Origin of the sequence: Methanocorpusculum vombati (assembly GCF_026891935.1) — an archaeon.
GTDB classification, from domain to species: Archaea; Halobacteriota; Methanomicrobia; order Methanomicrobiales; family Methanocorpusculaceae; genus Methanocorpusculum; species Methanocorpusculum vombati.
On the sequence record NZ_JAPTGC010000007.1, the window covers coordinates 81,169 to 104,869 of the forward strand.

Below are 23,701 nucleotides of genomic sequence, written 5' to 3' on the forward strand. Positions count from 1 at the left end.
TCTCAGATGTGAAGGGCTTTTCGAATCAGGTCTTCCTCTTTGGTGAAGTAGAGGGAGTCATGGCCTTTCCAGGTCCCGCACCCGGAGAATTTGACAACCGGAATGCCGTTGTTGCTCTCGCCCATGATGAAGTTGGAGAAGGCGGCAATTTCATCAACGACTGCTTCTTCCGTAATCTCAAGTTCCAGACCGAAGAGATCGTGGTCGCCGCGGAAGTCGCGGATAGCGGTCATACCGGCCCAGCCGATGGCGTTACCGGTCTGTCCGCGGCGGAAGGCACGGCCGCAGGTGTCGGTTACGATAACGCCGACGTTTTTCTTGGTTATCTGATGAATTTTTTCCCGGATCTCGCGGGCTTCGGCCATCGGGTCCTTTGGCAGGAGAATGATGTTTTTGCCTTCGATATTGCTGTTGTCAACTCCGGCGCGCACCCCTACGTGGCCGAAGGGGAGTTCAGAGAGGAGAAACGGATATTCTATAATGATGTCGGCAGATGAGTCCAGGACTCCCTGAACGAACCTGGGATCTTCTCCGGTTTTTGCAGCAATCCTTTCTGCGTTTTGGGTTGGCGTGATCTCTGCGAGCGCCCGCACATAGCCTTTGGCTTTGGATACGATTGTTGAGGCGACACAGATGATATCGCCGTTTTCAAAACCGGTGTTTGCACAGATGATCGAAGCGATGTCGTCACCCTTTTGTATGAGCGGAATTCCGGAAATTCCGGTTACCTGAACTGACATTACCTGTGATATGCACCTGTGTGATTATAAAGTCGGGGGTTTTGTACTGGGCGCTAAGAGATACTTTTTTTAGTCTTCAGGTCGATCAACTCATATAACCGCAATGAGTACCTATCGCGTTATCCGCTGCCCGGGCTGCCATCAGTTTACGTATACGGATCAGTATGGAAAGTGGAAGCTCTGTCCGGTCTGCGGGGAGGTTATCTCGCTGGAACGCGTGCCCATCTATCTGGAGGTGGATGATTTTTCGCAGGCCGAGGTCTTGATAAAAGAGGTGGAGCGGTATTTGTACCGGAGCGGGCGTCTGGATCTGACACCCGCAGAGGTGGATCTGATACGCGAGAAGTATCTTGCCTGGCTGCACGCAGCGGTATAACTTACCAGAGTCTGCCGCAGTTGGGACAGAGAATTGCCGGACGACGACCGCATTTGGGGCAGAGGAGCTGACCGTGCGAGTTCTGGATGAGTTCCGTTCCACACTCGCGGCAGTAAATCTCTTTTTTGAAACCGCAGATGTGTTCAACTACCATATGGATAATACCTCTGCACGGAAGCGGATAAATTTAGTGCTTGAACGGATTTTGTTCCAACAGCTTCTTGGTGCAGGATCAAAATCTCCCGTCATTTTTCCCGGACCCGGAGAATCGTGATCCCGCCTGATGCAGCAAACAAAAAAAAGAAAAAATCAGAGGCCCATGCGGTAGTTCGGGGCCTCGTCTGTGATCAGAATGTCATGCGGATGGCTCTCCTTCAGACCAGCCGCAGTAATTCGCACAAAGCGTGCATTCTTCCGCATCGACTCAATATCCTTGCTGCCGGTGTACCCCATCGCAGACTTCAGACCGCCGATCGTCTGATAAATCACATCCGTCACCGATCCGACATACGGCGTTGCGCCTTCGACACCCTCCGGCACATACTTCGTCGCACCGATGCCTTTCTTCTGGAAGTACCGGTCGCTCGACTGGCCGGACGTCATCACACCAAGCGAACCCATACCGCGGTACTGCTTATAGCGGCGCCCCTTCACCACAATGATCTTGCCGGGTGCTTCATCGGTTCCCGCAAACATACTGCCCATCATTACCGATGATGCACCGGCAACAATTGCCTTCGCCACATCGCCGCTGTACTTCACGCCGCCGTCCGCAATCACCGGTACGCCCGCAGGCTCTGCCACATCGCATACATTCGCAATCGCCGAGACCTGGGGAACACCGACACCCGCAACAATGCGGGTCGTACAGATCGAACCCGGACCGATACCAACCTTGATACCGTCCACAAAGTCCACCAGCTCACGGGCTGCCGCAGCTGTTGCAATGTTTCCGGCAACCACATCGCAGGAGACCGAACCCTTAATGTCCTTTACTCCTTTGACCACATGCATGTTGTGGCCGTGGGCGCAGTCCACAATAATTGCATCAACCCCGGCCTCGGCCAGCATCAGCGCACGGTTCATATCAAACGGACCGACCGCCGCTGCAACCCGGAGATTGCCGTTTCTGTCGCGGTTTGCGTTTGGATACTGCTGTTTTTCCAGAAGATCCTGCATCGTAATGATACCGATCAGTTTCCCTTTCTCATCCACGACCGGCAGCCGCTCAACCTTCTTTGCATACATCGTGTTGATGGCCTCATCCGCGGTGATGTCCTCCTTCACCGTAATCGGCCGCTTCGTCATGATTGTATCGACCGTCTCCGCACCCAGCTTGTGGACCACACCGCGCACATCACGGCGGGACACAATACCGACCAGCTTTCCCTTCGGGCCGACGACCGGAACACCGCCGATGCCGTGCATGTCCATCAGGTTTGCCACAAATCCGATCGTTGTATCAGGCGTCACGTACCGGACATCGCGCTCGATCACCTTTTCGGCATTCTTCACATGCTCCACAAAGGCAACCTCCTGCTCCGGCGTACAGTTTCTGTGCAAAACTCCGATACCGCCGGCACGTGCCAGAGCAATCGCCATTGCCGACTCCGTAACCGTATCCATGGCCGAACTCACGAGCGGAATTGACAGGGGAATATTCTTCGAAAATCTCGACTTCACATCCGCATCGCTCGGCTCGGTCCAGGACTCCGCCGGTTCAATCAGCACATCGTCAAACGTTAATGCCGTTGGAATATTGAGTTTGTCACTGTACATTTTGCTTACCTGACCATCTGAATTGCTTTTGCTACCAGCTCTGCTTTGACCATCGTTGACCGGTCGCCGCCGCAGACCATACCACGGACGCCGATGATCTCGGGATCGATCTCCTGTAAGACCGGAATATCCTCAAACTTCAGGGAACCGGCAAGGGCCGTTCCCAGACCAAGCGACCGGTTCTGATCCGTAAATGCCTGCAGAGCCTCTTTGTTCATAAACTCAAACGTACTTTTGCCGTCCTTTTTGCCGGTATCAATCATTGCAAAATCGGCTCCGCACTCCGCGGCAATCGGGGACATAACCTGCGGGGCAATCGTTCCCAGCCGGACATAGTCGGAGTATGCGGCAATGACCACGGTTTTCTCCGGGAACGGTTCCTTGACGGCACGAACCACACCCTTAATGACATCACGGGCAGCATCCTTGTCGTTGAACATCAGACCGATCTTTACAAAATCTGCACCGGCGCATGCCGCACCGTATGCGGCAAGAGCTGCATTGCCCGGCGTCGGTCCGTAGTCCCCGATAGCGGCGGAGACCGGCTTGGTTCCGGCAAGCTTTTTAATTTCGCGGATAACCCACGGAAAATTCGCACCCAGCGACCCTTCAGCGGGACGCTTCACATCAATAATGTCAGCATCGAGGCAGAACTTTGCCTCTTCTATAGAGCTTGGGCTGACTAAGAGTTTCATGGATATTATATGGTCTTTACCCTTAATAAGGACATTCACTTCTGGTCGCCGGAACGGGGAGACCCCGGGGATTTTTTATTCCCCGGCGCGTCATATACAATTACCAAGATGGATGTTGTACTTGCAATGGATCTCAAGGACGGATACGTGGTGCACGGTAGTTCCGGGAACCGCGGGACCTATACGCCGCTGACCTGGGGTTTGTCCCCGTCGGCAGAGCCGTCCGCGTATCTTGCGGCGATGCAGCCGAAGTATCTGTATGCAGCAGACCTTGATCGGATCGGAATGTGCGGGGATCATACAGAACTGATTCTCCGGCTTGCAGAGCGGGTTGCGGGACTCTGGGTGGATCGCGGATGCAGTATCCCCGAGGAGTATCTGCGGGGGGAAACCATCCATAATATTGTGGGAACCGAAACGATCGATGCTCCCCTCAATGAATTTGCCGGCGGGTTCCTGAGTGTTGACGTCAAAGATGGTCACGTGATAGGTGCGGCATTTCCGCCTGCGGCCAGTCCCGCAGACGTGCTGCGTGCGGCGGATGAAACCGATTTTGACGGATGTATTCTCTTAAACATCTCCTCGGTCGGTACCTCCTCGGGCATCGATCCCGCATATGCAGAACTGCTGCGGAGCAGTTCTGCGAAAAAACTTTACTACGGCGGTGGTGTGCGGTCGGTGGAGGATCTGCAGACTCTTGCCGATGCCGGGTTTGACGGCGCGATTGTTGCAACCGCGGTGCACCGGGGAACGGTCCCGCTTGAGATCATCCGGGAGGGATCGTTTTGCTGATTACCCTTGAGGGCATCGACGGTTCCGGCAAGTCGACCCTCTATGAAGGGTTGAAAACCCGCCTTGCGGATCTTCATCCCCTCTTCACCCGTGAACCGGGAAGTCCGTACCTTGGCGACGCCGTCCGGCGCGCCATTGCCGCCGACGGTGATCCGATGGTCGAAGCTGCGTTGTTCGTCGCCGACCATGCGGTGCATCTCGCCGAGGTTGTCCGACCGGCTCTGGCCGATGGCCGTATTGTCATCTCCGACCGGTACTCGGATTCACGGTTTGCCTATCAGGAGGTATCGCTTGCCGGTGTCCATCCGGACCCGCACGGATGGCTGGAGGCAGTTCATGCAGGCTGGTCTGTACGGCCCGACATGACGATTCTTCTTGTCCTGCCGGTGGCGGTGGCGATGTCGCGGCTTGCGGGACGGTGCGAGCAGGAACACTTTGAACGGCAGGAGTTCTTAGAGGCCGTGCAGAAAAATTATCTTGCCCGTGCTGCGGAGGATCCGGCACGGTTTGTTCTGGTGGATGCCGACCGTGACGCGGAAACAATTCTCGATTTTGTGGAGAAGAGTATTCGTGCAGCCGTACGGTAAAGCCCGTCAGGGCTTTACCCCGGTATCTCTATTCTATTTTTCAAACATCTGCGTGATGACAATTTTTTTGAAAACAGTTCGTGAGTTTTTCCTCTTTCCGTCTACTCCTGCGAAGCGGTAAACCAAGTCGGGACGTTTGGCGTAAAGCCCATCACCTCGTTAGGATTAATGCGGGGCGGACTACATACAATAACACAGATATGATCAAGCTGCAGACACCGACAGAAACGATCGGCGGCGTCCCTCTCGGCAACCATATGCTCCTCGCCGCAGGAGTGCTCGGGACTACCGCCGCATCACTGTCACGAATGCTTCGCCTCGGGGCAGGCGGAGTTGTCACCAAATCAATCGGCCCGGAACCAAAAGACGGTCATCACGGCCCGTCGCTTATTCCGGTCGCAGGCGGCATCCTCAATGCAATGGGTCTGCCCAACCCCTCGCAGGAGTTCACCGGAGAAATTGCCCCGCTCCTTACCGCAAAAGAGCCGGTAGTTGTCAGCATCTTTGGCGGAACTCCGGCGGAGTTCGCCAAAGTTGCCGAATGGTTCCCGGACGCCCCTGCGTTTGAACTCAACCTCTCCTGTCCGCACGCCGAAGGATACGGCGCTGCGATCGGCGCAAACCCGCGTGTCGTGCGGGAGTGTACCGAAGCCGTCAAGGCCTTTGGGAAACCGGTCTGGGTCAAACTCACCCCGAACGTCGCCGACATCGGGGTAATCGGCAGAGCCGCAGAGGAGGGAGGAGCAGACGCGGTCGTTGCCATCAATACCGTAAAGGCAATGCGCATCTCAACCGGCATGCGCCGCCCGGTTCTCGGAAACAAGTTCGGCGGCCTTTCGGGAACAGCCGTGTTCCCGATTGCGGTGCGTGCAGTGTATGATCTCTATGAAGCATGTACCATCCCCATCATCGGCTGCGGCGGTGTCTCCACCGCCGACAACGTCCTTGAGATGATGATGGCGGGCGCTGCGGCTGTTGAGATCGGCAGCGCGGTCTATGATAACATCAATGTCTTCTCCGACATCGCCGAGGATCTGTATGATGCGAACGGAATACCTGCCGGAGAAATTGTGGGGTGCGCTCATGACTGAAGAACACATGCCGGTGGTGGTCACCATCACCAAAGTAATCGAGGAAACGCCGACCATCAAAACCTTCGTCTTCGACGAACTTTTCAACTTCCGGCCCGGTCAGTTCTGCATGGTCTGGGTACCGGGTGTTGACGAAATCCCGATGGCCTTCTCCGCTGCAAACGCCATCACCGTCATGAAAGTCGGGGACGCAACCGCAGCCCTCTTCACCCTCAAAGAGGGTGACAAAATCGGCATCCGGGGACCCTTCGGCAACGGATTTTTCCCGACCGGAAAAGTCCTCGCCATCGGCGGCGGCATCGGGGTCACGCCATTGTTCACCCTCGCCGCAAGCGGCGAGGTTGACACCTTCATTCTTGGGGCGCGAACCGCCGAAGAGCTGGTCTTTGCGGATGAACTTGCAAACGTAACCGACCTGAAGATTGCAACCGACGACGGAACCCGCGGATATCACGGATTTGTCACCGGTATTCTCGACCAGCTTGACGCAACAGAATATGATACCATCTGCGTCTGCGGTCCTGAGATGATGATGAAAGGAATCCTTGACCGGCTCGTAGCCAAAGGCATTGAGACACGGGGACAGTTCTCCCTGCACCGGTACATGAAATGCGGCGTCGGCGTCTGCGGCTCCTGCTGTATGGATCATGAAGGTCTCCGTGTCTGTCGTGACGGCCCGGTTTTTACCGGCGACATCATCAAAAACAGCGAGTTTGCCCATCACCACCGGGGTCCTTCCGGAAGAAAGGAATAATACCATGAAACCAGTAGTAAAAATCATAACCTGCCCGAAATGCGGGGAAAAACAGAACTTCACCATGTACCCGAGCATCAACGCCTCGTCAGATCCGGGTCTTGCGGAAAAATATCTCGAAGGAACGCTTACCACCCTGACCTGTGAAGAATGCGGATTTTCCGGAGTTGTTGAGTATCCGATGCTCTACCACGACCTTGACAAGAAGTTCTCGGTCTTTTTTGCACCCGACAGCAGCGACCGCGAGGCAAAACTTCCGAACGTCCTGCCCGCCCATCTGCTTCCCGAGATGCGTCTGCGGCTTGTTCACAACGCAGACGACCTCCGCGAAAAGATCTTCATCTTCCGTGACCTTCTGGATGACCGGATCGTCGAGACCGTCAAGGACTCCATTCTGCGGGAGATGGATGCCCGCCACGAGGAGAAAATGCCCGATGCCCTGTACTATGCGCAGGACATGTTCGGCTGCGAAGGCCGCTCTCTCATCTTTGTTCCGAGAAAGGGCACAGAGTATCTTGAACCGATCAAAATTCCGTTCGAAACCTATGAAAAGATCAAGATGCTGATGCACGGCATCTGGGAGCGGGCGGTTGAGGGCTACACCGTTGTTGACAAACTCTGGGTGCAGTCCGCCGCAAAGAAGGAGCAGACATGATCACCGACGAGGATGTGGTTGTCTGTCCCGATTGCGAGCATGAACAGAAGATTACCATCTGTCCGTCCGTGAACGTAACAACCGATCCGGAGATGCGCGAAAAGGTTCTCTCCGGCGAACTGTTCCTGTTCACCTGCGAGAAGTGTGGTTACACCGGATTTGCCGGATACCCGTTTGTCTATGAAGACAAAGAGACGCAGGGAGGATTTCTGATCTATCTGGAACCGGACTGTCCCGACCGCGAGGTGGGTATTGACGGTGATATGGCGGATCAGGTCGTGTACCGGGAAAAACCGATGCGGCTTGTTTCGGATCTGAACGCCCTGAAGGAAAAAATCTTCATCTTTGAGGCTGGTCTTGACGATCGGGTGATGGAGCTGTTCAAGATGCTGACGCTCACTAAACTGCACGGCGACAATCCGGATCAGGTGCCGGATGTTCTGCTGTTCACCAAGGTGGATGAGGATGCAGAGGGCAAAAAAATCTTTCTTGCAGCATTCCGGGACAACAAATATCTGGGTGTTGTTGAGCTGCCGTACGCGCTTTATCAGACCTGTGTGGTGACCGGCGAGCCCATCTGGGATGCACCCGTCACGGAATGCGCGGCAATCGATCAGGACTGGATCGCCGACCGGCTGAAAGCGGGTGAAGCAGAAGAACATGCATGTGACTGCGACCACGAGGGTGCAGAGTGTGACTGTGATGCCAAAGGGAAAACGGAGCACGACGGAACGGCGTGCGACTGCGATACCGAAGAGGGAGCGGAGCAAGGCCGAAGGACGTGCGACTGCTGCGGGTGTGACCATGACCGGAACTGATCAGATCCGCAAAGGCCGGCTCGGCGGCGACCGGAGCTGCGCGGTTGCAGAGTTTCTTTCCTCGGCAGCGGCGGACCGGCGCATTGCCTACTGCGATCTCCGCGTGGACATGGCACATATCCTGATGCTTGCAAAACAGAACCTGATCGATCCGGCATCCGCAAAGGTACTGTTGTCCCACCTTCACCGGTATATGAACGACGGACTTCCGGAAGCGGTGTTCGATCCGGCTCACGAGGATATTCATGCAGGCATTGAGGCACAGCTGATCGCAGACTGCGGTGCGGACACCGGCGGGAGAATGCATCTCGGCCGCAGCCGCAACGATGAGGTTGCGACGTGTCTGCGGATGCAGACACGTCTTGATATTCTGGAGATCCTTGACGGCATCGCCGCACTGCGCCGCGCCTTACTTGACCAGGCGGCACAGCATACCCACAGCATCATGCCGGGCTTTACGCACTTCCAGCATGCACAGCCGACGACACTTGCCCACTATCTGCTCGCATATGAAGCAGTGTTCGCCCGCGACGCGGGACGGCTGTTTGATGCGTACGTCCGCCTGAATGCATCACCGCTCGGCTCCGCTGCGTTTGCCGGGACCGGCTTTGCCCTTGACCGCGAAGCGACCGCTGCATACCTCGGATTTACCGCGGCCATGACCAACTCAATGGACGGCGTTGCGTCCCGCGACTTTATGCTTGAGGTACTTGCCGCGCTTTCGATTCTGATGACAAACGTCAGCCGCCTGTGCGAGGAGCTGGTGCTCTGGAGCAGTGCCTTCATCCGGTTTGTCGAGCTGGATGATGCCTACTGTTCCACCAGTTCCATTATGCCCCAGAAGAAGAATCCCGATACCGCAGAGATTATGCGGGGCAAATCCGCCGTTGCTTCCGGCGAGCTGATGGCAGGCATCACCCTGATGAAAGGACTGCCGATGAGCTACAACCGCGACATGCAGGATTTAACGCCGCATCTGTGGCGGAGTTTTGATGCTGCCGAGGCGAGCCTGCCGATCCTTGCAGGAATGATCCGGACCGCATCCTTCAACACCGAAAGAATGGCGGAGGAGTCCGATCGCGGCAACTCGACGGCGACCGAGCTTGCGGATCTCATGGTGCGGGAGTTCGGGATGCCCTTCCGGACGGCTCACAACATTGTTGGCCGGGCGGTAAAACTCGGCGGACTGTCGCTTGATATCGTCGAATCGGCAGGCATCGAGATTTACGGTCAGTCCCTGAAAGAGCTGGGACTTACTCAGGAGCATATTGACCGCGCGCTGTCTCCGTCCGAGATGGTTGCAGCGAAACAGAGTGCGGGCGCACCAAACCCTGCCATGATGGCAGCAGCGGCAGATGCCGCAGGTGCCCTGCTCGCAGACGACGAGGAACGTGCAGAGTCTCTGCGCTCTGCGCTTGCCCGCGCAGATGATTCCATAAAAACAGACTACATGAGGTTAACGGCATGACATTTTCCAACAGCGATCCCGTACACGTGGCGTTTGCAGGTCTTGACCTGCACGGTATTTACATCTCCGGTTCAGACGGCAATGCCGTGGTGAAACTTTCCAGCGGCTACAACATCTGTGTGCCCGAGGTGCTCTGCACCCCGGCACCGGAGTGTTCGGCAGCACAGCCGCATCACGCAGCAGCAGAGCCGCTGAAGCAGGATGCAAACCTGCCTCTGCTTTCGATCATCTCAACCGGCGGTACGATCGCAAGTACGGTTGACTACCGGACCGGAGCGGTTTCTTCCAAATTCACCGCAGAAGACATCATCCGCTCCATCCCCGAACTTGCAGGAATTGCGCGCTACCACACGGCCCAGCCGTTCAATGTTCTGTCGGAGAACATGAACCCTGCCATGTGGCAGGAGCTTGCCCGCGCGGTGCGCGATGAGATTGCCGCAGGTGCTGCAGGAGTTATTGTGACGCATGGGACCGATACGATGCTCTACAGTGCTGCGGCGGTTTCATTCATGCTTACCACGCCGGTACCGGTGATCTTTGTCGGCGCCCAGCGGTCTGCCGACCGCCCGAGCAGTGACAACGCTATGAACGCGATCTGCTCGGCAAAGGCCGGGGTATCGGACCTTGGCGAGGTTGTTGTCTGTATGCATGCAACCTCTGATGATGTGGAGTGTGCACTGCACCGGGCGACCCGTGTGCGCAAAAACCACACATCGCGCCGCGATGCGTTCCAGAGCATCGGAAGAGCACCGGTTGGGATGGTTTCGTATCCGGATGGTGCGGTAACACTCGGGAAGGATGCTGTTCTGCGCGGAACCCATGAACTCCGGCTGCTTGACCGGCTGGAGTCCCGCTGCGCTCTCCTTCAGTATTATCCGGGCATGGACCCTGCGGTGTTTGATGCGTTCTCCGGGTATGCGGGTCTTGTGATTGCGGGAACGGGTCTTGGCCATGTGGGAACGGACTGCATTGCAAAGATTGCAGCACTTACTGCTGCGGGAACGTTGGTGGTGATGACCTCGCAGTGTCAGGCGGGTGATGTCTGTGACCGCGTGTATGAAACAGGCCGCGATCTGCTTGACGCCGGTGTTGTTGAGGGCGGAAGTATGCTGCCTGAGGTTGCGCTCGTGAAACTGATGTGGGTTCTTGGTAATACTACCCGCCGCGAGGATGCGGTGCGGATGATGCAGACGAACCTGAAAGGGGAACTTGACTATGATCTCGGGAGGGAGATGTAAATGACTGATTTCGACTACGAGGCTCTTGGGTTAAAGGCAGGAATCGAGATTCACCAGCAGCTTAATACGAAGGAGAAGCTGTTTTCCCACACACCGACGATCATCCGTGATTCGGCCGAACATACGGGGGAGGTGAAACGGTTCCTCCGTGTTGCAACGTCTGAGATGGGGGATGTTGACCGCGCGGCAAAAGAGGAAATGCTTTCGGCACGGCTGTTTACGTATTATACCTATGATACGACCGGCCTTGTGGAGATCGATGAGCAGCCGCCCGCGCCGCTGAATCCCGATGCGCTGGATCTGGTGCTGACGATTGCAAAGATGTTTGACATGACGCCGCTGCCGCAGATTCACACGATGCGCAAAATGATCGTGGACGGTTCTGCCACGAGCGGATTCCAGCGGACAGCGCTTGTTGCGCTGAATGGTGCAATTGATCAGACCTGCCGGATTGAGACGGTCGCCGTTGAGGAGGATGCCTGCCAGCGTGTTACCGATCAGGTGTTCTCGGTGGACCGGCTGGGTATTCCGCTGATTGAGATTACGACTGCTCCGTGTATGCGGACTCCCGAACAGGTGCATGACGTTGCCCAGTACATCGGTATGACGCTGCGCTCTACGGGACGGGTGAAACGGGGTCTTGGTACGATCCGTCAGGATGTGAATGTGTCCATCCGTGATGGTGCACGTGTGGAGATCAAGGGCGTGCAGGAGCTGGATCTGATCGCCGAGGTTGTCCGCCGCGAGGTACAGCGCCAGCTGTCGCTGCTTGCAATCAAGGATGAACTGGCTGCGCGCAATGCGCTGGTGAACGGAGAGGTGTACGATGTGACATCGGTCTTTGCAAAGACCCAGTCACAGGTGCTGAAGAAGGCGAAGGTAATTCTCGGAACCGTTCTGCACGGCTTTGCGGGACTTGTCGGGATGGAGATTCAGCCGGGCAGAAGACTCGGGTCCGAGATGTCGGATTACGCAAAGAAGTGCGGGGTCGGCGGTCTGTTCCACACCGACGAACTGCCTGCCTACGGAGTGACGGCCGAGGAGGTTGCTGTTCTGAAAGAGAGCCTTGGTGCGGGCGAGCAGGATGCGGTGATCATTGTTGCGGCGACGGAGCAGAAGTCCCGGTGCGCAATGCAGATGATTATCCGCCGCGCGAAGATGGCGATGGAAGGTGTGCCTGAAGAGACACGCAAGATGCTTGAGGGAGGATCAACCGCCTACATGCGCCCGCTGCCGGGGGCTGCACGGATGTATCCGGAGACGGATATTCTGCCTGTTCCGGTCAGCCGGAAGTACTGGGAAAGCATTGCAACGCCGGAGCTTCTAACCGACAAAGCGGAGCGGTTTATCTCTGCGTACGGTCTTGATGCCGGTATGGCGCATCAGATGGCATTCTCCGAGAAGCTGCCGCTGTTTGAGCGTGCGGTTTCCGAGGGTATCCGTCCGGTGTTTGCAGCACGCACGATTCTTGCATCCTTAAAGGAACTGGGCCGTGCGGGTATTTCGCCGGATGCGATCCCTGACGACTCCGTGATTGCGGTGATGAAGGCGGTTGAAGCCGGTCATGCGGCAAAAGAAGCTGTGTCGGAGATTTTGTCGGCATGCGCACGCGGGATGACACTGGATGAGGCGATTGCAACGGTCGCGCCTGCATTTTCCCGCGAGGAGCTCCAGGAACTGGTCCGCACGATCGTTTCGGAACGCGTTGATTTCATTAAATCACGCGGGAAAGCAGCGCTCGGTCCGGTTATGGGCGTGGTAATGAAGGAGGTCCGCGGTCGGATCGACGGTAAAGTGGTTTCGGAGGTTCTGGACGAGGAACTTGGACGGATCATCTGATCCGTTCAGATTCTTTGGCATACTGAGATATACAGTCAGACCGCCGTCATTGAGATATGTTTAAGTGAATAGGGCACGAACAAGGTAAGGAGTTCAATATGGGTAAGACAGGTAGCATCAACTGGCACCAGGTCAAAGGTGTCAACGGTCAGATCAGACTCGTTCCCCAGAAAGAGGGAGAAGTCAAGAAACCAGGACCGAACCAGAGATTCAAGAGAGCAAGCATTGTTACGAAGATCGAGAGCCGCATGGCAAACGCTCCGCAGCAGGGCCGCCGTGGACCAAAGATTGCAGACCCGCGCGTTCGCCGCCGGATCCGCAGATCCAAGAAGTCCATGATGGGCGCAAAGGCAAAGGCAAAGCGCTGATCTTCTCGGACACAATACGTTCACCCCCAATTTATGTATTCCCGCATGCGGGAGTACATTTTCAATTCTTTCTGTTTGTTGTTTTTTGGTTTTTTTATCTCAACCTTTCATAACCCTGCAGCGCCAATGAATATAGAAGAAACCATGGTGCATCTTACCGTTGATATAGGCGGACGTCCCGGTGCCGACTGCCGGGGGTTTTGTGCCTACTGCTACTTCAAGCATGCGAAGGATGTACCTCCGTTCGGCTGCCGGTACTGTCTTCCGTTTTTGAAAGGCTGTGACTACTGTTCCCGCGGGGTCAAAGAAGAGTACTCCGGGTTTCTGCCTCTGCAAACCGTTGCTGAGTCGTTTCTTGCAGACCTCCAGATGGTTACGGGAGACGTTACTCGCATCACCATCTCCGGCGGGGGTGACCCCAGCTGCTATCCTGAATTCCGCGATCTGGTGGAGCTGCTCGGAACACTGGACATTCCGCTGCACATCGGCTACACCAGCGGCAAAGGCTTTGATGACCCGGAGATTGCCAACTTTTTGATTGCAAACCACCTGACCGAAGTTTCATTCACCGTGTTTGCTGCGGACGCAGAACTCAGACGGAAATGGATGCATGATCCAACCCCGGAAGCGTCGCTTGCGATCATCCGCCGTCTTGCACAAGAAATTGATGTGTATGCGGCGATCGTTGTCCTTCCGGAGGTAAATGACGGTGCTGTTCTTACCGAAACACTGTCATGGCTTTCAGACATCGGAGTGAAGGGAGTAATTCTGATGCGGTTTGCAAACCGCCCGGAACAGGGACTGATCCTTGAAAATGCCCCAATTCTCCCCGGTCAGCGGGTGCACACAATCGAAGAGTTTTCTGAACTGGTACGGAAAAGTGCAGCAGCATTCCCCGATCTCCGGATCTCCGGAACTCCGCTGTATGATCCCCTCTTCGACTCACCGTTTGCCATCCGCAACATGCCCGAACTGCTGGATCGTCTGCCGATGATTCACAAAAGAGCAACAATTATAACCGGCGCCGTTGCATCTCCATATATCAGAACAATTCTCTCGGCCCGCGGCGGGGACCCGTCTTCCGTCATAGCGGTGAACAAAGAGATCGCCTGTCTGATAACCATTGATGATCTTACATCACTTCATCTGCCGGATCTCTGTGATACCGTAATACTTCCCGGCCGCGCATTTGTGCATGATGCGGAGGCGGAAAAGGTTCTTTCGCGTGATGGCGTGTACCGCACGGTCGTCCGGGGACCTGAAATGCTTTCAGCTGACGGGGAGACAAGTATGGGTATGACGGAGGTTGATGTCCTTACCATGGAAATGGAAGGGTTTTCTGCGCTTATCCGGCTGATAAACCAGTATGGGTGTCCTACATGAAATATGCTAAGCTATATGAGAAGATAGGATACACGTTCAAAAATGAAGCGTATCTTGACCATGCAATGACACGGACTGCATACGCCCGCGAACATGAAACTCCGATGAATGAAACCATGGATTCCCTTGCTGTCCTCGGTGACGCAGTGCTGGATCTGGTAATGATCTGCGAGATCATGGCGGAAGGCGAGTATGACAAAGGTGAGATTACCCGCAAAAAGATTGATGCCGTCAATATGACGGTTGTCCGAAAAATTGCTGAACGACTGGAACTTCCCTCGTATATGCAATGGGGGAAGGGTGAACTCCGCATGCAGATATGGACGAGCGGCCGGGTGTCTGCAGAATGTTTTGAGGCGCTGGTCGGCGCCGCATACATGGACGGCGGTGTTGAGGCTGCAACGACGATTATCAGAACCGTTCGTACGCCGCACGGCTCGGCAAAATAACACCAGCTCAAGGAAAAAGACCGGATGTTTCTCATCCGATGCAGGAGTTTTTCCGTGATCTGCTTTTATTTTGTTTGATCCCCTCCACACATCTTATTTTTTTGGTTTAGAAAAACTCACATGAAGTAGGAGATGCATGTCACTATTCCGCAATCGTGCCGTCATAGTTTATTGCGTTTCAGTGCGATATGCTATGGTATGGTACGGGTGAAGGCATCCCACATTCTGGTAAAGACGGAATCCGAGGCAAAACAACTGATGAAACAGCTTGCCGATGGTGATGATTTTGCAAAACTCGCAAAGCTTCATTCCCAGTGTCCGTCCGGAAGATCCGGCGGCGATCTGGGATATTTCGGGAAAGGACAGATGGTGAAGCCGTTCGAGGATGCGGCATTTAAGGCAAAGGCCGGCGATGTTGTGGGGCCGGTGAAGACGCAGTTCGGCTGGCATGTGATCAAAGTTACTGATGTGAAAAACTAAGTTTCTCTTTGGTGTTCTATGGATGCAAAGACCTTTTTGTGCTGCATTGAGGCAATAAAAAGCAGCGATATTGCGGTGCAGGAGGAAGCGGCAAATGCAGTTGCGGCATTGATGGACAGCTGCTGGCTGCCGCAGATTTTGCATCATCTCAATGATCCAAGTCCTCTTGTCCGAAGAGTAATGCTCTGGACCCTGCGAAACTATGCCGGGCAGATTGCGTATCCGCAGTTTCTTGCATATCTCCATGATCCTGATATGGCAGTGCGCGAGGCGGCGCTTCTTTTGTTTATGGAAGGGGGAAGCCCTGCATGCGATGCACTTGTTGCGGCGGCAGTTTCTTCTGAGGAGGAGGAAATCCGGTTTTCTGCGGTTCAGGCCCTCGGACAGTTCCGGACTCCTGAGGCGCTCGTTCCCCTGATGCATGCGGCAGGTGCAAAAAACCCTGATATCCGCGAGGTTGCAGTTTTATCCCTCGGCGTGTATGCGGATGCATGCGTGATTCCGCAGCTTCTTGCAGCACTGGCGGACGACCCGCAGATTCGTCTTGCAGCGCTTGAAGGTCTCCGGGGAAGGGAACTGTCTCCTGAGGATCTGGTACAGGTTTCGGGATGCCTCTCTGATGCCGAGTTTCCGGAGATCCGTGCAGCGGCGGTTGCTGTACTCGGCCCTCTGGTCCCTGAGGAGTCTGCTGAGGATGCAAGTCCCCAGGTCCGCCGTGCAGTTGCATCCGTAACCGCGTCCCAGGCCCTTTTGGTACAACTGTGTACAGATACCGATGCATCAGTCCGGATGGCCGCCGCAGAAGCTGTCGGCAAACAGGGGTATATGATGGAGGATGTGCTTCTGCCGCTCTTATCCGATGCCGTTCCCGGCGTGCGGCGTGCAGCGGTGACCGCTCTTGCATCATCCCGGCGGCCCGATGTGGTTACGGCACTGATCGCCTGTCTGCATGATCCAAAACCAGGAATTCAGGCAGCTGCAGCAACCGCCCTTGGCGAGATCGGCGGCGATGACGTGATCGCCGCACTCACCGAGGCATCAAAGAGCGGGAACGCGATTCTCCGCGGAATTATGAAGAACGCGCTGAACGCAGCCCTGAAAAAAAATAAAAAATAGAGAATTTCTTTCAATCCCTTTTTTACTCTTCCTTGTAGGCGCCGTGACGGCGTGCAAGGTAGAGAATTCTCTGCAGAGCCGAAAGGTTGGTGCAGACAGCAATGAGAAGTACGGCGATCCAGATCTGGCTGACGAGGCCGAAGAGGATGAGACAGAGAATGGTCTCGGGTCTGCCGAAGAACCCGATTCCTTCCAGAGGATCACTGATCTTCCCGTCCTCTTTTTTGGTGTAACCGATTTCTGCGTAGGTTACCGGTTTGATGAAGGTGTTCATCAGCGAACCGATAATGGCAAGGCCGACGATTGCGGTATCAACCCAGGACGGAACGGTGAGGAACTGGGAGATGACGGCAGTTCCGGAAAGACCGATTCCCAGAAGGACCAGTCCGTCCACGTATTTGTCGATGATCCAGTCAAGTACCGCACCGAAATCACTCTTGCGGTTGGTTTTCCGGGCCACATTTCCATCGACGAGGTCCAGTACGGCGGAGACCGCAAGCAGGATACTGCCGAGGAGGAACAGATGCTGCATATAACATACAGCGCAGGCAATGCCGAAAACGAGGGAAAGTATTGTTATCTGGTTTGGTTTAAGTCCAATCCGGACGAAGGCATTGCCGATTGGATCAATGCAGCCAATCAGCCGGGGACGAAGAGCGGTAATATTCATGGTAACCTGACTGCATCAGATGCCGGGAAAGCATGGGATGATACATTTTTGGACGGGATTTCCATACCAAATATTCTTTAGCTTTTATTCCTATATGAATCAAGAGGAAATACTTCATGAATACGATACTGCATAAACCCCATGTGCTGATGATCTCGGAGATTACGGCGGATGGGAAACTTACCCTGAAACGCGGTGCTTCCAGCAAGATTCTGATGAAGCATATGTCGCATGAAGCAGAAATTCTGCTGCATGAGACGCGTGCGGCCTATGATGCGATTATGGTCGGATCATCCACGATTAAGATTGACAACTCGTTTCTGACCGTGCGCATGGTCCCGGGGAAAAGTCCTCTGCGGGTGATCCCCTCAGGTCTGGCGGATATTCCGCTGGATGCGAATGTGCTGGACACCTCAGCCGTGCCGACGGTTGTCGCCGTGTCTGCTGCGGCTCCGGCGGATCGGGTTGCGGCGCTTCGGGAGAAGGGCGTGTCCGTCGTTGTCGCAGGAGAGGAGAAGGTGGACCTTCCTGTCCTGATGGATATATTGTACCGGGAATTTTCGGTACGGAACCTGATTATTGAGGGCGGCCCTACCCTGAACTGGCACATGCTGCATCACCATCTGGTGGACGAGATACGATTAATTCATCTGCCGTTTATTGTGGGCGGGAATGACACGCCGTCACTGGTCGGCGGGATGCACATCGATTCAGAGGATCAGATGATCCGGCTTGAACTTTCCGGGACACGGATGGTTGGAACAAATCTGGTTACCGAGTACCGGGTACTCTAAACATACATCTCCGTTTTTTTCCTTCACGTACGGTTACTTATGATACGGCTCTCCGCGCAGAATCCGGAAACCCCGGTAAATCTGTTCAAATAAAATCAGCCGGATCATCGTATGTGTAAAGGTCAGCCGGGAAAACGATACCTTCCGATCCGCAGCCGCAAGAACCGCCGGCCCCAGGCCGAGCGGTCCTCCGATAATAAAACATATGTTCTTCCCTGAAAGTTCTGCCTCTCCCAGCTGTGCTGCTATCTCCTCGCTTGCGATCAGCGGCGCACGGGGGTCCAGCGCAATCGTCAGAAATCCGGGCTTCACTCCGGCAAGGATCTTTTCGCCTTCCCGTTCCTTCACCTGCATTTCTGCGGAAGGTGATGCACTTTCCGGCACCTTCACTTCTGCAAGTTCCGTCACAAAAACAGTGGTATAGGGTCTCAGCCGCTTTGCAAACTCGGCGATTCCCTCATTCAGATAGCTGTCCTTAATCCTGCCGACACACAGGACCTGAATCTGCATTCAGGCTTCCCCGTCCGTGTCCGTGCCCTTGTCCGCTTCGAACTCCATCACTTTGGTGAAGCATGCAACCGCCTCGCGGAGATGACCGGCCGCTTCAAGTGCGCGTCCCTTCAGATGCCAGGCCGGCGCGTGATCCGGATGATTTTCCAGAATCTTTTCTACAGCGGTAACCGCAAGATCGAACCTGCTCTGCTGCAGGCAGATCAGACCGCGGCAGTAGAACAGATCCGAATCAGCTGCACCCGCACGTTCCGCTTTTTCCAGCTGTGCAAGCGCTTCCGCAGGCCGGCCGCACAGCATCTGCATGAATGCAAGACCTGACAGCAGATACGGATTCTTCGGATCAACCAGAAGGGCCGATTCAAACGCCTCAGCCGAGGACGGAATGTTCCCGACCTTTACCAGCATCATTGCTTTTTGCAGGTGTGCAAGGCTGTTCTTCGGGTACAGTCCGATCAGTTTATCGTAGCACTTCGCAGACTCCAGATACTTCCCTGCGCGGCCGAACAGATCCGCAACCGCAAACAGTGCCGCCGTATTGTCCGCATTGTCTGCGACCAGCCGTGAAAACTCCTCAATCGCCTCATCGGTCCGGCCTGCATTTGCCAGAGCCGATGCATACGAGTAGCGTGCGGAATCATCGCCCGGTCGTTCATCCAGCAGATCCGAGTACGCCGCCGCTGCTTCGTCATACCGCCCGAGATACCACAGGGTCTCCGCGCGCTGACGGGTCGTCACCAGATCTTTTTCATTCTCCGCAAGCAGCATGTCGTATCCCGCAAGCGCCTCTTCGTAGTTCCCCTGAATCAGATAGATTGCCGAGAGTTTGCGAATCACATCACTGCTGGATGCACCGCTCTGCAGGTACCGGCCATACACCTCAAGCGCTTCATCGTACTTCTGCATCTGTTCAAGAACACCGGCAAGATCCAGCAGTGCCTTCGTGTCCGCCTCGTCTGCTTCGGTCAGTTTCCGCAGAACATCTTCGGCCTCCGGGAGTTTGCCGAGTGCGGTAAGGGCTGCTGCCTTGTCGCGCAGCGCTTTGGTGTTCGCGGGTTCCAGTTCGAGAACTTTGTCCATGCCGATTGATGCTTCGCGGAAGTCGCCGCTGATCAGATGCAGATGACCGATACCAAACCACACATGGGCATTCTCCGGCATCTGTTTTGCAACGCGGGAGTAGTACTCCGCCGCTTCATCATACCGGCCAAGCGTCGTACAGATATCCCCGCCGAGGGTCAGAAGGTCCGGACTTCCCTCCGAATCCTTCAGCGCGAGGGCAACTGCGTCGGCTGCTTCTTCGTTTCTGCCAAGGGCTACACAGAGTTTTGCCACCTGCACGGCGACTCCCGGAATTTCCGGATACTCGCGCAGAACTCCCGAGTAGGTTGCAACCGCCGCCTCAGCGTTGCCGCCCTCCGCCTGTACCCGCGCAAGCGCGATCAGAATGCCGGGATGGCCGGGCAGAAGCTGTTCGGCGGCGATAAGGGCTTCACCTGCCTGTGCATACATTCCCAGCATCTCCTGACATTTTGCAACCCCCACATGCGCCGCAGGTGTTCCCGGGGACACCGCTGCCGCACGCTCGTAGTATGCAAGTGCGTCGGCATACTGTCCGTTCCGGAACAGCACGTCCGCCGATCCGAAGATGAGCGACAGATCGTCGGGCATCGTTTCCAGCAGATGGGCATACGCGGTTGCTGCTGCTTCGTACTTCCCGATGCCGGCCCATGCATCCGCCACTCCGAAGAATGCAGGGTTGTTATCCGGAGCAGTCCGGATAATTTCCTCCCATGCATCGGCCGCTTCCTTGTAGCGGCCGATGCGCATCATTGAGGATGCATACAGTTCATGCGCGGCAAGTGATTCGGGGTCTTTTGCAATTACGCGGGCGGCGACATCTGCTGCCTGCTGATAGCTGGACTGTGCTGCAAGACACTTTCCGTGCAGAAGCTGTAAATCCAGCCGGTCGGGTGCTGCATCCAGTGCACGCACTGCCGTCTTGTCCGCCTCCGCATACCGTCCGAGTGCGGACAGGGCAAAGCTCTGCATTGAGGCAAGGCCGACATTGACCGCACCGATCTCGGGTTTGGTCATTGCAGCTGCCCCTACCGGCGCAGGGTTGTTGAACAGCTGCATGTCGTCGTCCTCTTCGGCAAACCACTTCATCTTTGACGGAGCCCGGCCTCCGTCTCCGCCGAGTCTGCCCATCCGGGTAAAACTGTCGATAGCTTCTTTGTATCTGCCTGACAGATACTCGGCGCATCCTTTCATGTACCAGACCGAGGTGTTTGACTGGTTCAGATGAATCATCTCAAGGAACGCTTCGGATGCACGTTTCATGTTGCCTGACAGGAAGGAAACAATGCCCAGCAGATACCACAGTTCCGCATTTGCATATCCGCGTGCAAGCACTTTTTCCAGCTGTACTGCGGATTCCTTTTCGTTTCCGTCCCAGTAGAGACAAAGCGCACGGCGCACGGTTACGGTAATGTCGGTGTCTGCGGAGTACTGCTGCACCATTCCGTAGGATGCTGCGGCATCTTTGTAGCTGCCCATGCTTTCTTCCAGCCGGGCGCGGCGGTACCAGCCGGCGGGGTCGTCTTCGGCAAGTCCGGTATATCGGGAAAGGGCACCGTCGCGGTCGTTCAGCATTTCACAGCAGAACGCGGCAGATGACAAAAACATGCCGCGGTCATCAAAGGCTGTTGCGGCAAGCTGATCGAACATGTCTTTTGCCCCGGCAAAGTTTCCGGACCGCATGGTCAGTTCTGCCAGCCGCATCCGCAGGTGCTTGTCATCGGGACGAAGATTCGTCAGATGACTGCATACCGCGGCAGCATCCGCGTACCGGCCGATGCGTTCTAGCCACTCGCACTTCAGTTCCTGCAGATAGGGTTCACCGTCGCCGAGCGTTACATGACTGATGGCTGCGACCGCTTCCTCAAATCTGCGGGCGTCGGCAAGAAGTGTTGCGAGGGTGATCCATGCATCCGTATTCTGCGGGTCGAGTTCGGTCGCTTTGGTAAGCGAACGTGCTGCTTGTTCATGCTGACCGGAACGGTTCTGGGATACCCCGAGCCTGTACCACAGGGAGCTGTTCTGAGGTTCATGCTCTACGGCACGGGCAAAACTCTTTGCTGCGTCTTCGTAAAGTCCTTTCTCAAATGACAGCTCGCCGCGGGGAGTCCACGGGTTCTGCCTATCATTTTTACCAAACAGACCGCCGATATCAACCATATACGTATATCCTCAAGAGTAGTGCTGTACTTGTTTGATCCCTCTACTATACCATGTTTCTGCAAAAACTTTCCTCCTGCGCATGCCGAATCCCTATATTAGAAATAGGCGGGGCGGGTAATAGATTATACTTATGGAATATAGTGGCTCAACGCCGGCACAGGATCTTCCCTATGATCCTGAGACCCTCCGGCGCATCAATGAACATCCCTGCTACAGTCCGGAGGCGCGGCACTCCTTCGGCCGCTGTCATGTTGCGGTTGCTCCCAAATGCAATATCCAGTGTAATTACTGTGTCCGTGACTTTGATTGTGTCAATGAGTCACGGCCGGGCGTTACCAGTATGGTGCTTCAGCCGGGAGAGGCGCTGGAGCGCATCGATGAGGTCGTTGCAAAGATGAAGCACATCAAGGTTGTCGGTATTGCAGGTCCGGGCGATCCGCTTGCAAATCCCGAGACCTTTGAGACGCTCCGTCTGGTTCATGAGAGGTATCCGGATACGATTCTCTGTATCAGTACGAACGGTCTTCTTCTGCCGGACAAGATTGATGAGCTGGAAAAATACGGTGTGCGCAACATCACGGTGACGCTGAATGCGATTGATCCTGCAATCGGTGAAAAAATTTACACCTTCGTTGAGTATGGCGGGAAAAAGTATCACGGTCGTGAGGCGGCAGAGCTTCTGCTTTCCCATCAGCTTGCGGGAATTGAGGAGGCGGTTCGGAGAAAGATGCTGGTAAAGATCAACACCGTGTATATACCCGGAGTAAATGATGCCCATATCCCGGAGATTGCCAAGAAGGTTGGGGCAATGGGTGTGTTCAACTTCAACATCATTCCCTTAATTCCCCAGTACAAGTTTAAGGATATACTTCCGCCAACACCTGCGGAGAAAGCGCATATGCATGAGCTTTGTGCCCCGTATGTCCGCCAGATGCGTCACTGTCAGCGCTGCCGTGCGGATGCGGTCGGGCTGCTCGGCAAGGATGTGCAGAATGAGTTCGGCTGCTGCGGGAAGGGCGACGGTTCCGGAACGGGTTGTCGGTAATCCTCATTTCTTTTTTGCGGGTTTCCTGACTGCATCACATCCCGGAGAGAATCTTTTTACGGACGCAACACTTACAATATGTAAGCTGCACTATGATGGATCAGGACGCAATAGCTCATCTACTGGATATTCTCGGGAACCGGAACAGACGAAGGATACTTGATCTTCTCCGCCAGAAGCCGTGCTTTGTAACGGAGATATCCGAGCGTCTGGTGATCAACCCGAAAGCGGTTATTGAGCACCTGGCAATCATGCAGAAAGAGGATGTTATTTCCTTTTATCAGGATGAAAAGCGGCGAAAATACTATTATCTGGTGCAGGATTTTGAACTTTCGGTGCAGATGACAAAGCCCGAACAGCCGCCGCAGAGTGTTGTTCTGGCGCCCGTGCCGGAAAGTACGGAGTCGTCTGCTCCCCCGCTGACCGATAAAATACTCATGATACGTCGTCTCTTGGACTCCCGTGAGAAGCTGATCGAAAATCTGGAAGCGGTGGAAAAGGATATCGATGAGATGATGAATGATGTCATTGTCAGCGGCAGGAGTGTGTTCCAGAACAGTGTGGAGTCGGAGATTCTTCTTGCCCTCATTTACTCGCCGCTGACACCGATAGAGCTTTCCGATACCATCGGTCACCCGATCCCCGAGGTGACCGGGTCCCTGCGTACACTCGCCACCAAGGGATATGTGGAGTCGGAGGGCGGCCGTTACCGAATCAAGGGGACGCAAAAGGCTGTTGCACTTGCCGCCGGTCCGGTTCTTCCGATGCGAATCTGATGGGGCGCTGCATTTTTTTGTTCCTGATACGGGAA

25 protein-coding genes are annotated in these 23,701 nt (G+C 55.2%); 18 read left to right on the forward strand and 7 right to left on the reverse strand.

Translation table 11 applies throughout. The annotated features are described in order from the left end of the window. Positions 1-2: 2 nt before the first annotated feature. Positions 3-740 carry a coenzyme F420-0:L-glutamate ligase gene (locus O0S09_RS06395; RefSeq protein ID WP_268923136.1) on the reverse strand — a complete coding sequence of 246 codons (738 nt, stop codon included), beginning with the start codon at positions 738-740 and terminating at the stop codon, positions 3-5. A gap of 103 nt (positions 741-843) precedes the next feature. Here O0S09_RS06395 and O0S09_RS06400 point away from each other — a divergent pair, with 103 nt between their 5' ends. Further along, positions 844-1,116, forward strand: coding sequence for a DUF1922 domain-containing protein (locus O0S09_RS06400; RefSeq protein ID WP_268923137.1), 273 nt, complete (start codon positions 844-846; stop codon positions 1,114-1,116). Position 1,117: 1 nt separating this feature from the next. Here O0S09_RS06400 and O0S09_RS06405 read toward each other — a convergent pair whose 3' ends face one another. The 3 genes from O0S09_RS06405 to O0S09_RS06415 form a co-directional block, all read right to left on the reverse strand. Continuing rightward, the gene (locus O0S09_RS06405; protein ID WP_268923138.1) at positions 1,118-1,270 is read right to left on the reverse strand and encodes a DNA helicase PriA; all 153 of its coding nucleotides are present in this window, start codon (positions 1,268-1,270) and stop codon (positions 1,118-1,120) included. 155 nt (positions 1,271-1,425) lie between these two features. Further along, positions 1,426-2,895 carry an IMP dehydrogenase gene (gene guaB / locus O0S09_RS06410; protein ID WP_268923139.1) on the reverse strand — a complete coding sequence of 490 codons (1,470 nt, stop codon included), beginning with the start codon at positions 2,893-2,895 and terminating at the stop codon, positions 1,426-1,428. Between the two features lie 5 nt (positions 2,896-2,900). Next, positions 2,901-3,590, reverse strand: a complete 690-nt coding sequence (locus O0S09_RS06415; protein ID WP_268923140.1) for a (5-formylfuran-3-yl)methyl phosphate synthase — start codon at positions 3,588-3,590, stop codon at positions 2,901-2,903. A 108-nt stretch (positions 3,591-3,698) separates the two neighbouring features. Here O0S09_RS06415 and O0S09_RS06420 point away from each other — a divergent pair, with 108 nt between their 5' ends. From O0S09_RS06420 to O0S09_RS06485, 14 genes are all read left to right on the forward strand, one after another. After that, complete coding sequence (locus O0S09_RS06420) at positions 3,699-4,382, forward strand: HisA/HisF-related TIM barrel protein (RefSeq protein ID WP_268923141.1); 684 nt, start codon at positions 3,699-3,701, stop codon at positions 4,380-4,382. Further along, positions 4,376-4,969, forward strand: coding sequence for a dTMP kinase (gene tmk / locus O0S09_RS06425; protein ID WP_268923142.1), 594 nt, complete (start codon positions 4,376-4,378; stop codon positions 4,967-4,969). Before O0S09_RS06420 ends, tmk begins: the two co-directional genes overlap by 7 nt. Positions 4,970-5,169: 200 nt before the next feature. Beyond that, positions 5,170-6,060 carry a dihydroorotate dehydrogenase gene (locus O0S09_RS06430; RefSeq protein WP_268923143.1) on the forward strand — a complete coding sequence of 297 codons (891 nt, stop codon included), beginning with the start codon at positions 5,170-5,172 and terminating at the stop codon, positions 6,058-6,060. After that, a complete protein-coding gene (locus O0S09_RS06435) occupies positions 6,053-6,814 on the forward strand; it encodes a dihydroorotate dehydrogenase electron transfer subunit (RefSeq protein WP_268923144.1) in 762 nt (253 codons plus the stop codon). The genes O0S09_RS06430 and O0S09_RS06435 overlap by 8 nt, the downstream gene beginning before the upstream one ends. A 4-nt stretch (positions 6,815-6,818) precedes the next feature. Further along, complete coding sequence (locus O0S09_RS06440; RefSeq protein ID WP_268923145.1) at positions 6,819-7,469, forward strand: CpXC domain-containing protein; 651 nt, start codon at positions 6,819-6,821, stop codon at positions 7,467-7,469. After that, entirely contained in the window at positions 7,466-8,287 is an 822-nt protein-coding gene (locus O0S09_RS06445; protein ID WP_268923146.1) for a CpXC domain-containing protein, read from the forward strand. The genes O0S09_RS06440 and O0S09_RS06445 overlap by 4 nt, the downstream gene beginning before the upstream one ends. Beyond that, a complete protein-coding gene (gene argH, locus O0S09_RS06450; RefSeq protein ID WP_268923147.1) occupies positions 8,274-9,755 on the forward strand; it encodes an argininosuccinate lyase in 1,482 nt (493 codons plus the stop codon). Before O0S09_RS06445 ends, argH begins: the two co-directional genes overlap by 14 nt. Further along, on the forward strand, positions 9,752-10,993 hold the full coding sequence (gene gatD, locus O0S09_RS06455) for a Glu-tRNA(Gln) amidotransferase subunit GatD (RefSeq protein WP_268923148.1): 1,242 nt from the start codon (positions 9,752-9,754) through the stop codon (positions 10,991-10,993). Before argH ends, gatD begins: the two co-directional genes overlap by 4 nt. Next, the gene (gatE, locus tag O0S09_RS06460) at positions 10,994-12,832 is read left to right on the forward strand and encodes a Glu-tRNA(Gln) amidotransferase subunit GatE (RefSeq protein ID WP_268923149.1); all 1,839 of its coding nucleotides are present in this window, start codon (positions 10,994-10,996) and stop codon (positions 12,830-12,832) included. A 98-nt stretch (positions 12,833-12,930) separates the two neighbouring features. Beyond that, positions 12,931-13,200: a DUF5350 domain-containing protein gene (locus tag O0S09_RS06465; RefSeq protein ID WP_268923150.1), complete on the forward strand. Its 270-nt coding sequence runs from the start codon at positions 12,931-12,933 to the stop codon at positions 13,198-13,200. A gap of 144 nt (positions 13,201-13,344) precedes the next feature. After that, positions 13,345-14,583, forward strand: a complete 1,239-nt coding sequence (gene mmp10 / locus O0S09_RS06470) for a methyl coenzyme M reductase-arginine methyltransferase Mmp10 (protein WP_268923204.1) — start codon at positions 13,345-13,347, stop codon at positions 14,581-14,583. Next, the gene (locus O0S09_RS06475; protein ID WP_268923151.1) at positions 14,580-15,032 is read left to right on the forward strand and encodes a ribonuclease III domain-containing protein; all 453 of its coding nucleotides are present in this window, start codon (positions 14,580-14,582) and stop codon (positions 15,030-15,032) included. Before mmp10 ends, O0S09_RS06475 begins: the two co-directional genes overlap by 4 nt. A gap of 132 nt (positions 15,033-15,164) precedes the next feature. Beyond that, positions 15,165-15,512, forward strand: a complete 348-nt coding sequence (locus O0S09_RS06480; protein ID WP_483869621.1) for a peptidylprolyl isomerase — start codon at positions 15,165-15,167, stop codon at positions 15,510-15,512. An 18-nt stretch (positions 15,513-15,530) separates the two neighbouring features. Continuing rightward, the gene (locus O0S09_RS06485; RefSeq protein WP_268923153.1) at positions 15,531-16,628 is read left to right on the forward strand and encodes a HEAT repeat domain-containing protein; all 1,098 of its coding nucleotides are present in this window, start codon (positions 15,531-15,533) and stop codon (positions 16,626-16,628) included. A gap of 22 nt (positions 16,629-16,650) precedes the next feature. Here O0S09_RS06485 and O0S09_RS06490 read toward each other — a convergent pair whose 3' ends face one another. Then, positions 16,651-17,298, reverse strand: a complete 648-nt coding sequence (locus O0S09_RS06490; RefSeq protein WP_268923154.1) for a CDP-alcohol phosphatidyltransferase family protein — start codon at positions 17,296-17,298, stop codon at positions 16,651-16,653. A 116-nt stretch (positions 17,299-17,414) separates the two neighbouring features. Here O0S09_RS06490 and O0S09_RS06495 point away from each other — a divergent pair, with 116 nt between their 5' ends. Further along, on the forward strand, positions 17,415-18,092 hold the full coding sequence (locus O0S09_RS06495) for a RibD family protein (RefSeq protein WP_268923155.1): 678 nt from the start codon (positions 17,415-17,417) through the stop codon (positions 18,090-18,092). 33 nt (positions 18,093-18,125) lie between these two features. On the opposite strand, the gene O0S09_RS06500 is transcribed toward O0S09_RS06495, so the two are convergent. Next, entirely contained in the window at positions 18,126-18,602 is a 477-nt protein-coding gene (locus O0S09_RS06500) for a 23S rRNA (pseudouridine(1915)-N(3))-methyltransferase RlmH (RefSeq protein WP_268923156.1), read from the reverse strand. After that, positions 18,603-21,842, reverse strand: coding sequence for a tetratricopeptide repeat protein (locus O0S09_RS06505; protein WP_268923157.1), 3,240 nt, complete (start codon positions 21,840-21,842; stop codon positions 18,603-18,605). 133 nt (positions 21,843-21,975) lie between these two features. On the opposite strand from O0S09_RS06505, the gene nifB reads away from it, so the two are divergent. Both nifB and O0S09_RS06515 read left to right on the forward strand, forming a co-directional pair. Further along, positions 21,976-22,890, forward strand: a complete 915-nt coding sequence (gene nifB, locus O0S09_RS06510) for a nitrogenase cofactor biosynthesis protein NifB (RefSeq protein ID WP_268923158.1) — start codon at positions 21,976-21,978, stop codon at positions 22,888-22,890. A gap of 92 nt (positions 22,891-22,982) precedes the next feature. Beyond that, complete coding sequence (locus O0S09_RS06515) at positions 22,983-23,666, forward strand: ArsR family transcriptional regulator (protein ID WP_268923159.1); 684 nt, start codon at positions 22,983-22,985, stop codon at positions 23,664-23,666. Positions 23,667-23,701 lie beyond the last annotated feature (35 nt).

Bases quoted from the DNA above. Each gene is read 5' to 3' on its own strand.
- O0S09_RS06395 (WP_268923136.1), bottom strand. From the start codon at position 740: ATGTCAGTTCAGGTAACCGGAATTTCCGGAATTCCGCTCATACAAAAG.
- O0S09_RS06400 (WP_268923137.1), top strand. From the start codon at position 844: ATGAGTACCTATCGCGTTATCCGCTGCCCGGGCTGCCATCAGTTTACG.
- O0S09_RS06405 (WP_268923138.1), bottom strand. From the start codon at position 1,270: ATGGTAGTTGAACACATCTGCGGTTTCAAAAAAGAGATTTACTGCCGC.
- guaB (WP_268923139.1), bottom strand. From the start codon at position 2,895: ATGTACAGTGACAAACTCAATATTCCAACGGCATTAACGTTTGACGAT.
- O0S09_RS06415 (WP_268923140.1), bottom strand. From the start codon at position 3,590: ATGAAACTCTTAGTCAGCCCAAGCTCTATAGAAGAGGCAAAGTTCTGC.
- O0S09_RS06420 (WP_268923141.1), top strand. From the start codon at position 3,699: ATGGATGTTGTACTTGCAATGGATCTCAAGGACGGATACGTGGTGCAC.
- O0S09_RS06430 (WP_268923143.1), top strand. From the start codon at position 5,170: ATGATCAAGCTGCAGACACCGACAGAAACGATCGGCGGCGTCCCTCTC.
- O0S09_RS06435 (WP_268923144.1), top strand. From the start codon at position 6,053: ATGACTGAAGAACACATGCCGGTGGTGGTCACCATCACCAAAGTAATC.
- O0S09_RS06440 (WP_268923145.1), top strand. From the start codon at position 6,819: ATGAAACCAGTAGTAAAAATCATAACCTGCCCGAAATGCGGGGAAAAA.
- O0S09_RS06445 (WP_268923146.1), top strand. From the start codon at position 7,466: ATGATCACCGACGAGGATGTGGTTGTCTGTCCCGATTGCGAGCATGAA.
- argH (WP_268923147.1), top strand. From the start codon at position 8,274: ATGACCGGAACTGATCAGATCCGCAAAGGCCGGCTCGGCGGCGACCGG.
- gatD (WP_268923148.1), top strand. From the start codon at position 9,752: ATGACATTTTCCAACAGCGATCCCGTACACGTGGCGTTTGCAGGTCTT.
- gatE (WP_268923149.1), top strand. From the start codon at position 10,994: ATGACTGATTTCGACTACGAGGCTCTTGGGTTAAAGGCAGGAATCGAG.
- O0S09_RS06465 (WP_268923150.1), top strand. From the start codon at position 12,931: ATGGGTAAGACAGGTAGCATCAACTGGCACCAGGTCAAAGGTGTCAAC.
- mmp10 (WP_268923204.1), top strand. From the start codon at position 13,345: ATGGTGCATCTTACCGTTGATATAGGCGGACGTCCCGGTGCCGACTGC.
- O0S09_RS06475 (WP_268923151.1), top strand. From the start codon at position 14,580: ATGAAATATGCTAAGCTATATGAGAAGATAGGATACACGTTCAAAAAT.
- O0S09_RS06480 (WP_483869621.1), top strand. From the start codon at position 15,165: ATGCATGTCACTATTCCGCAATCGTGCCGTCATAGTTTATTGCGTTTC.
- O0S09_RS06485 (WP_268923153.1), top strand. From the start codon at position 15,531: ATGGATGCAAAGACCTTTTTGTGCTGCATTGAGGCAATAAAAAGCAGC.
- O0S09_RS06490 (WP_268923154.1), bottom strand. From the start codon at position 17,298: ATGAATATTACCGCTCTTCGTCCCCGGCTGATTGGCTGCATTGATCCA.
- O0S09_RS06495 (WP_268923155.1), top strand. From the start codon at position 17,415: ATGAATACGATACTGCATAAACCCCATGTGCTGATGATCTCGGAGATT.
- O0S09_RS06500 (WP_268923156.1), bottom strand. From the start codon at position 18,602: ATGCAGATTCAGGTCCTGTGTGTCGGCAGGATTAAGGACAGCTATCTG.
- O0S09_RS06505 (WP_268923157.1), bottom strand. From the start codon at position 21,842: ATGGTTGATATCGGCGGTCTGTTTGGTAAAAATGATAGGCAGAACCCG.
- nifB (WP_268923158.1), top strand. From the start codon at position 21,976: ATGGAATATAGTGGCTCAACGCCGGCACAGGATCTTCCCTATGATCCT.
- O0S09_RS06515 (WP_268923159.1), top strand. From the start codon at position 22,983: ATGATGGATCAGGACGCAATAGCTCATCTACTGGATATTCTCGGGAAC.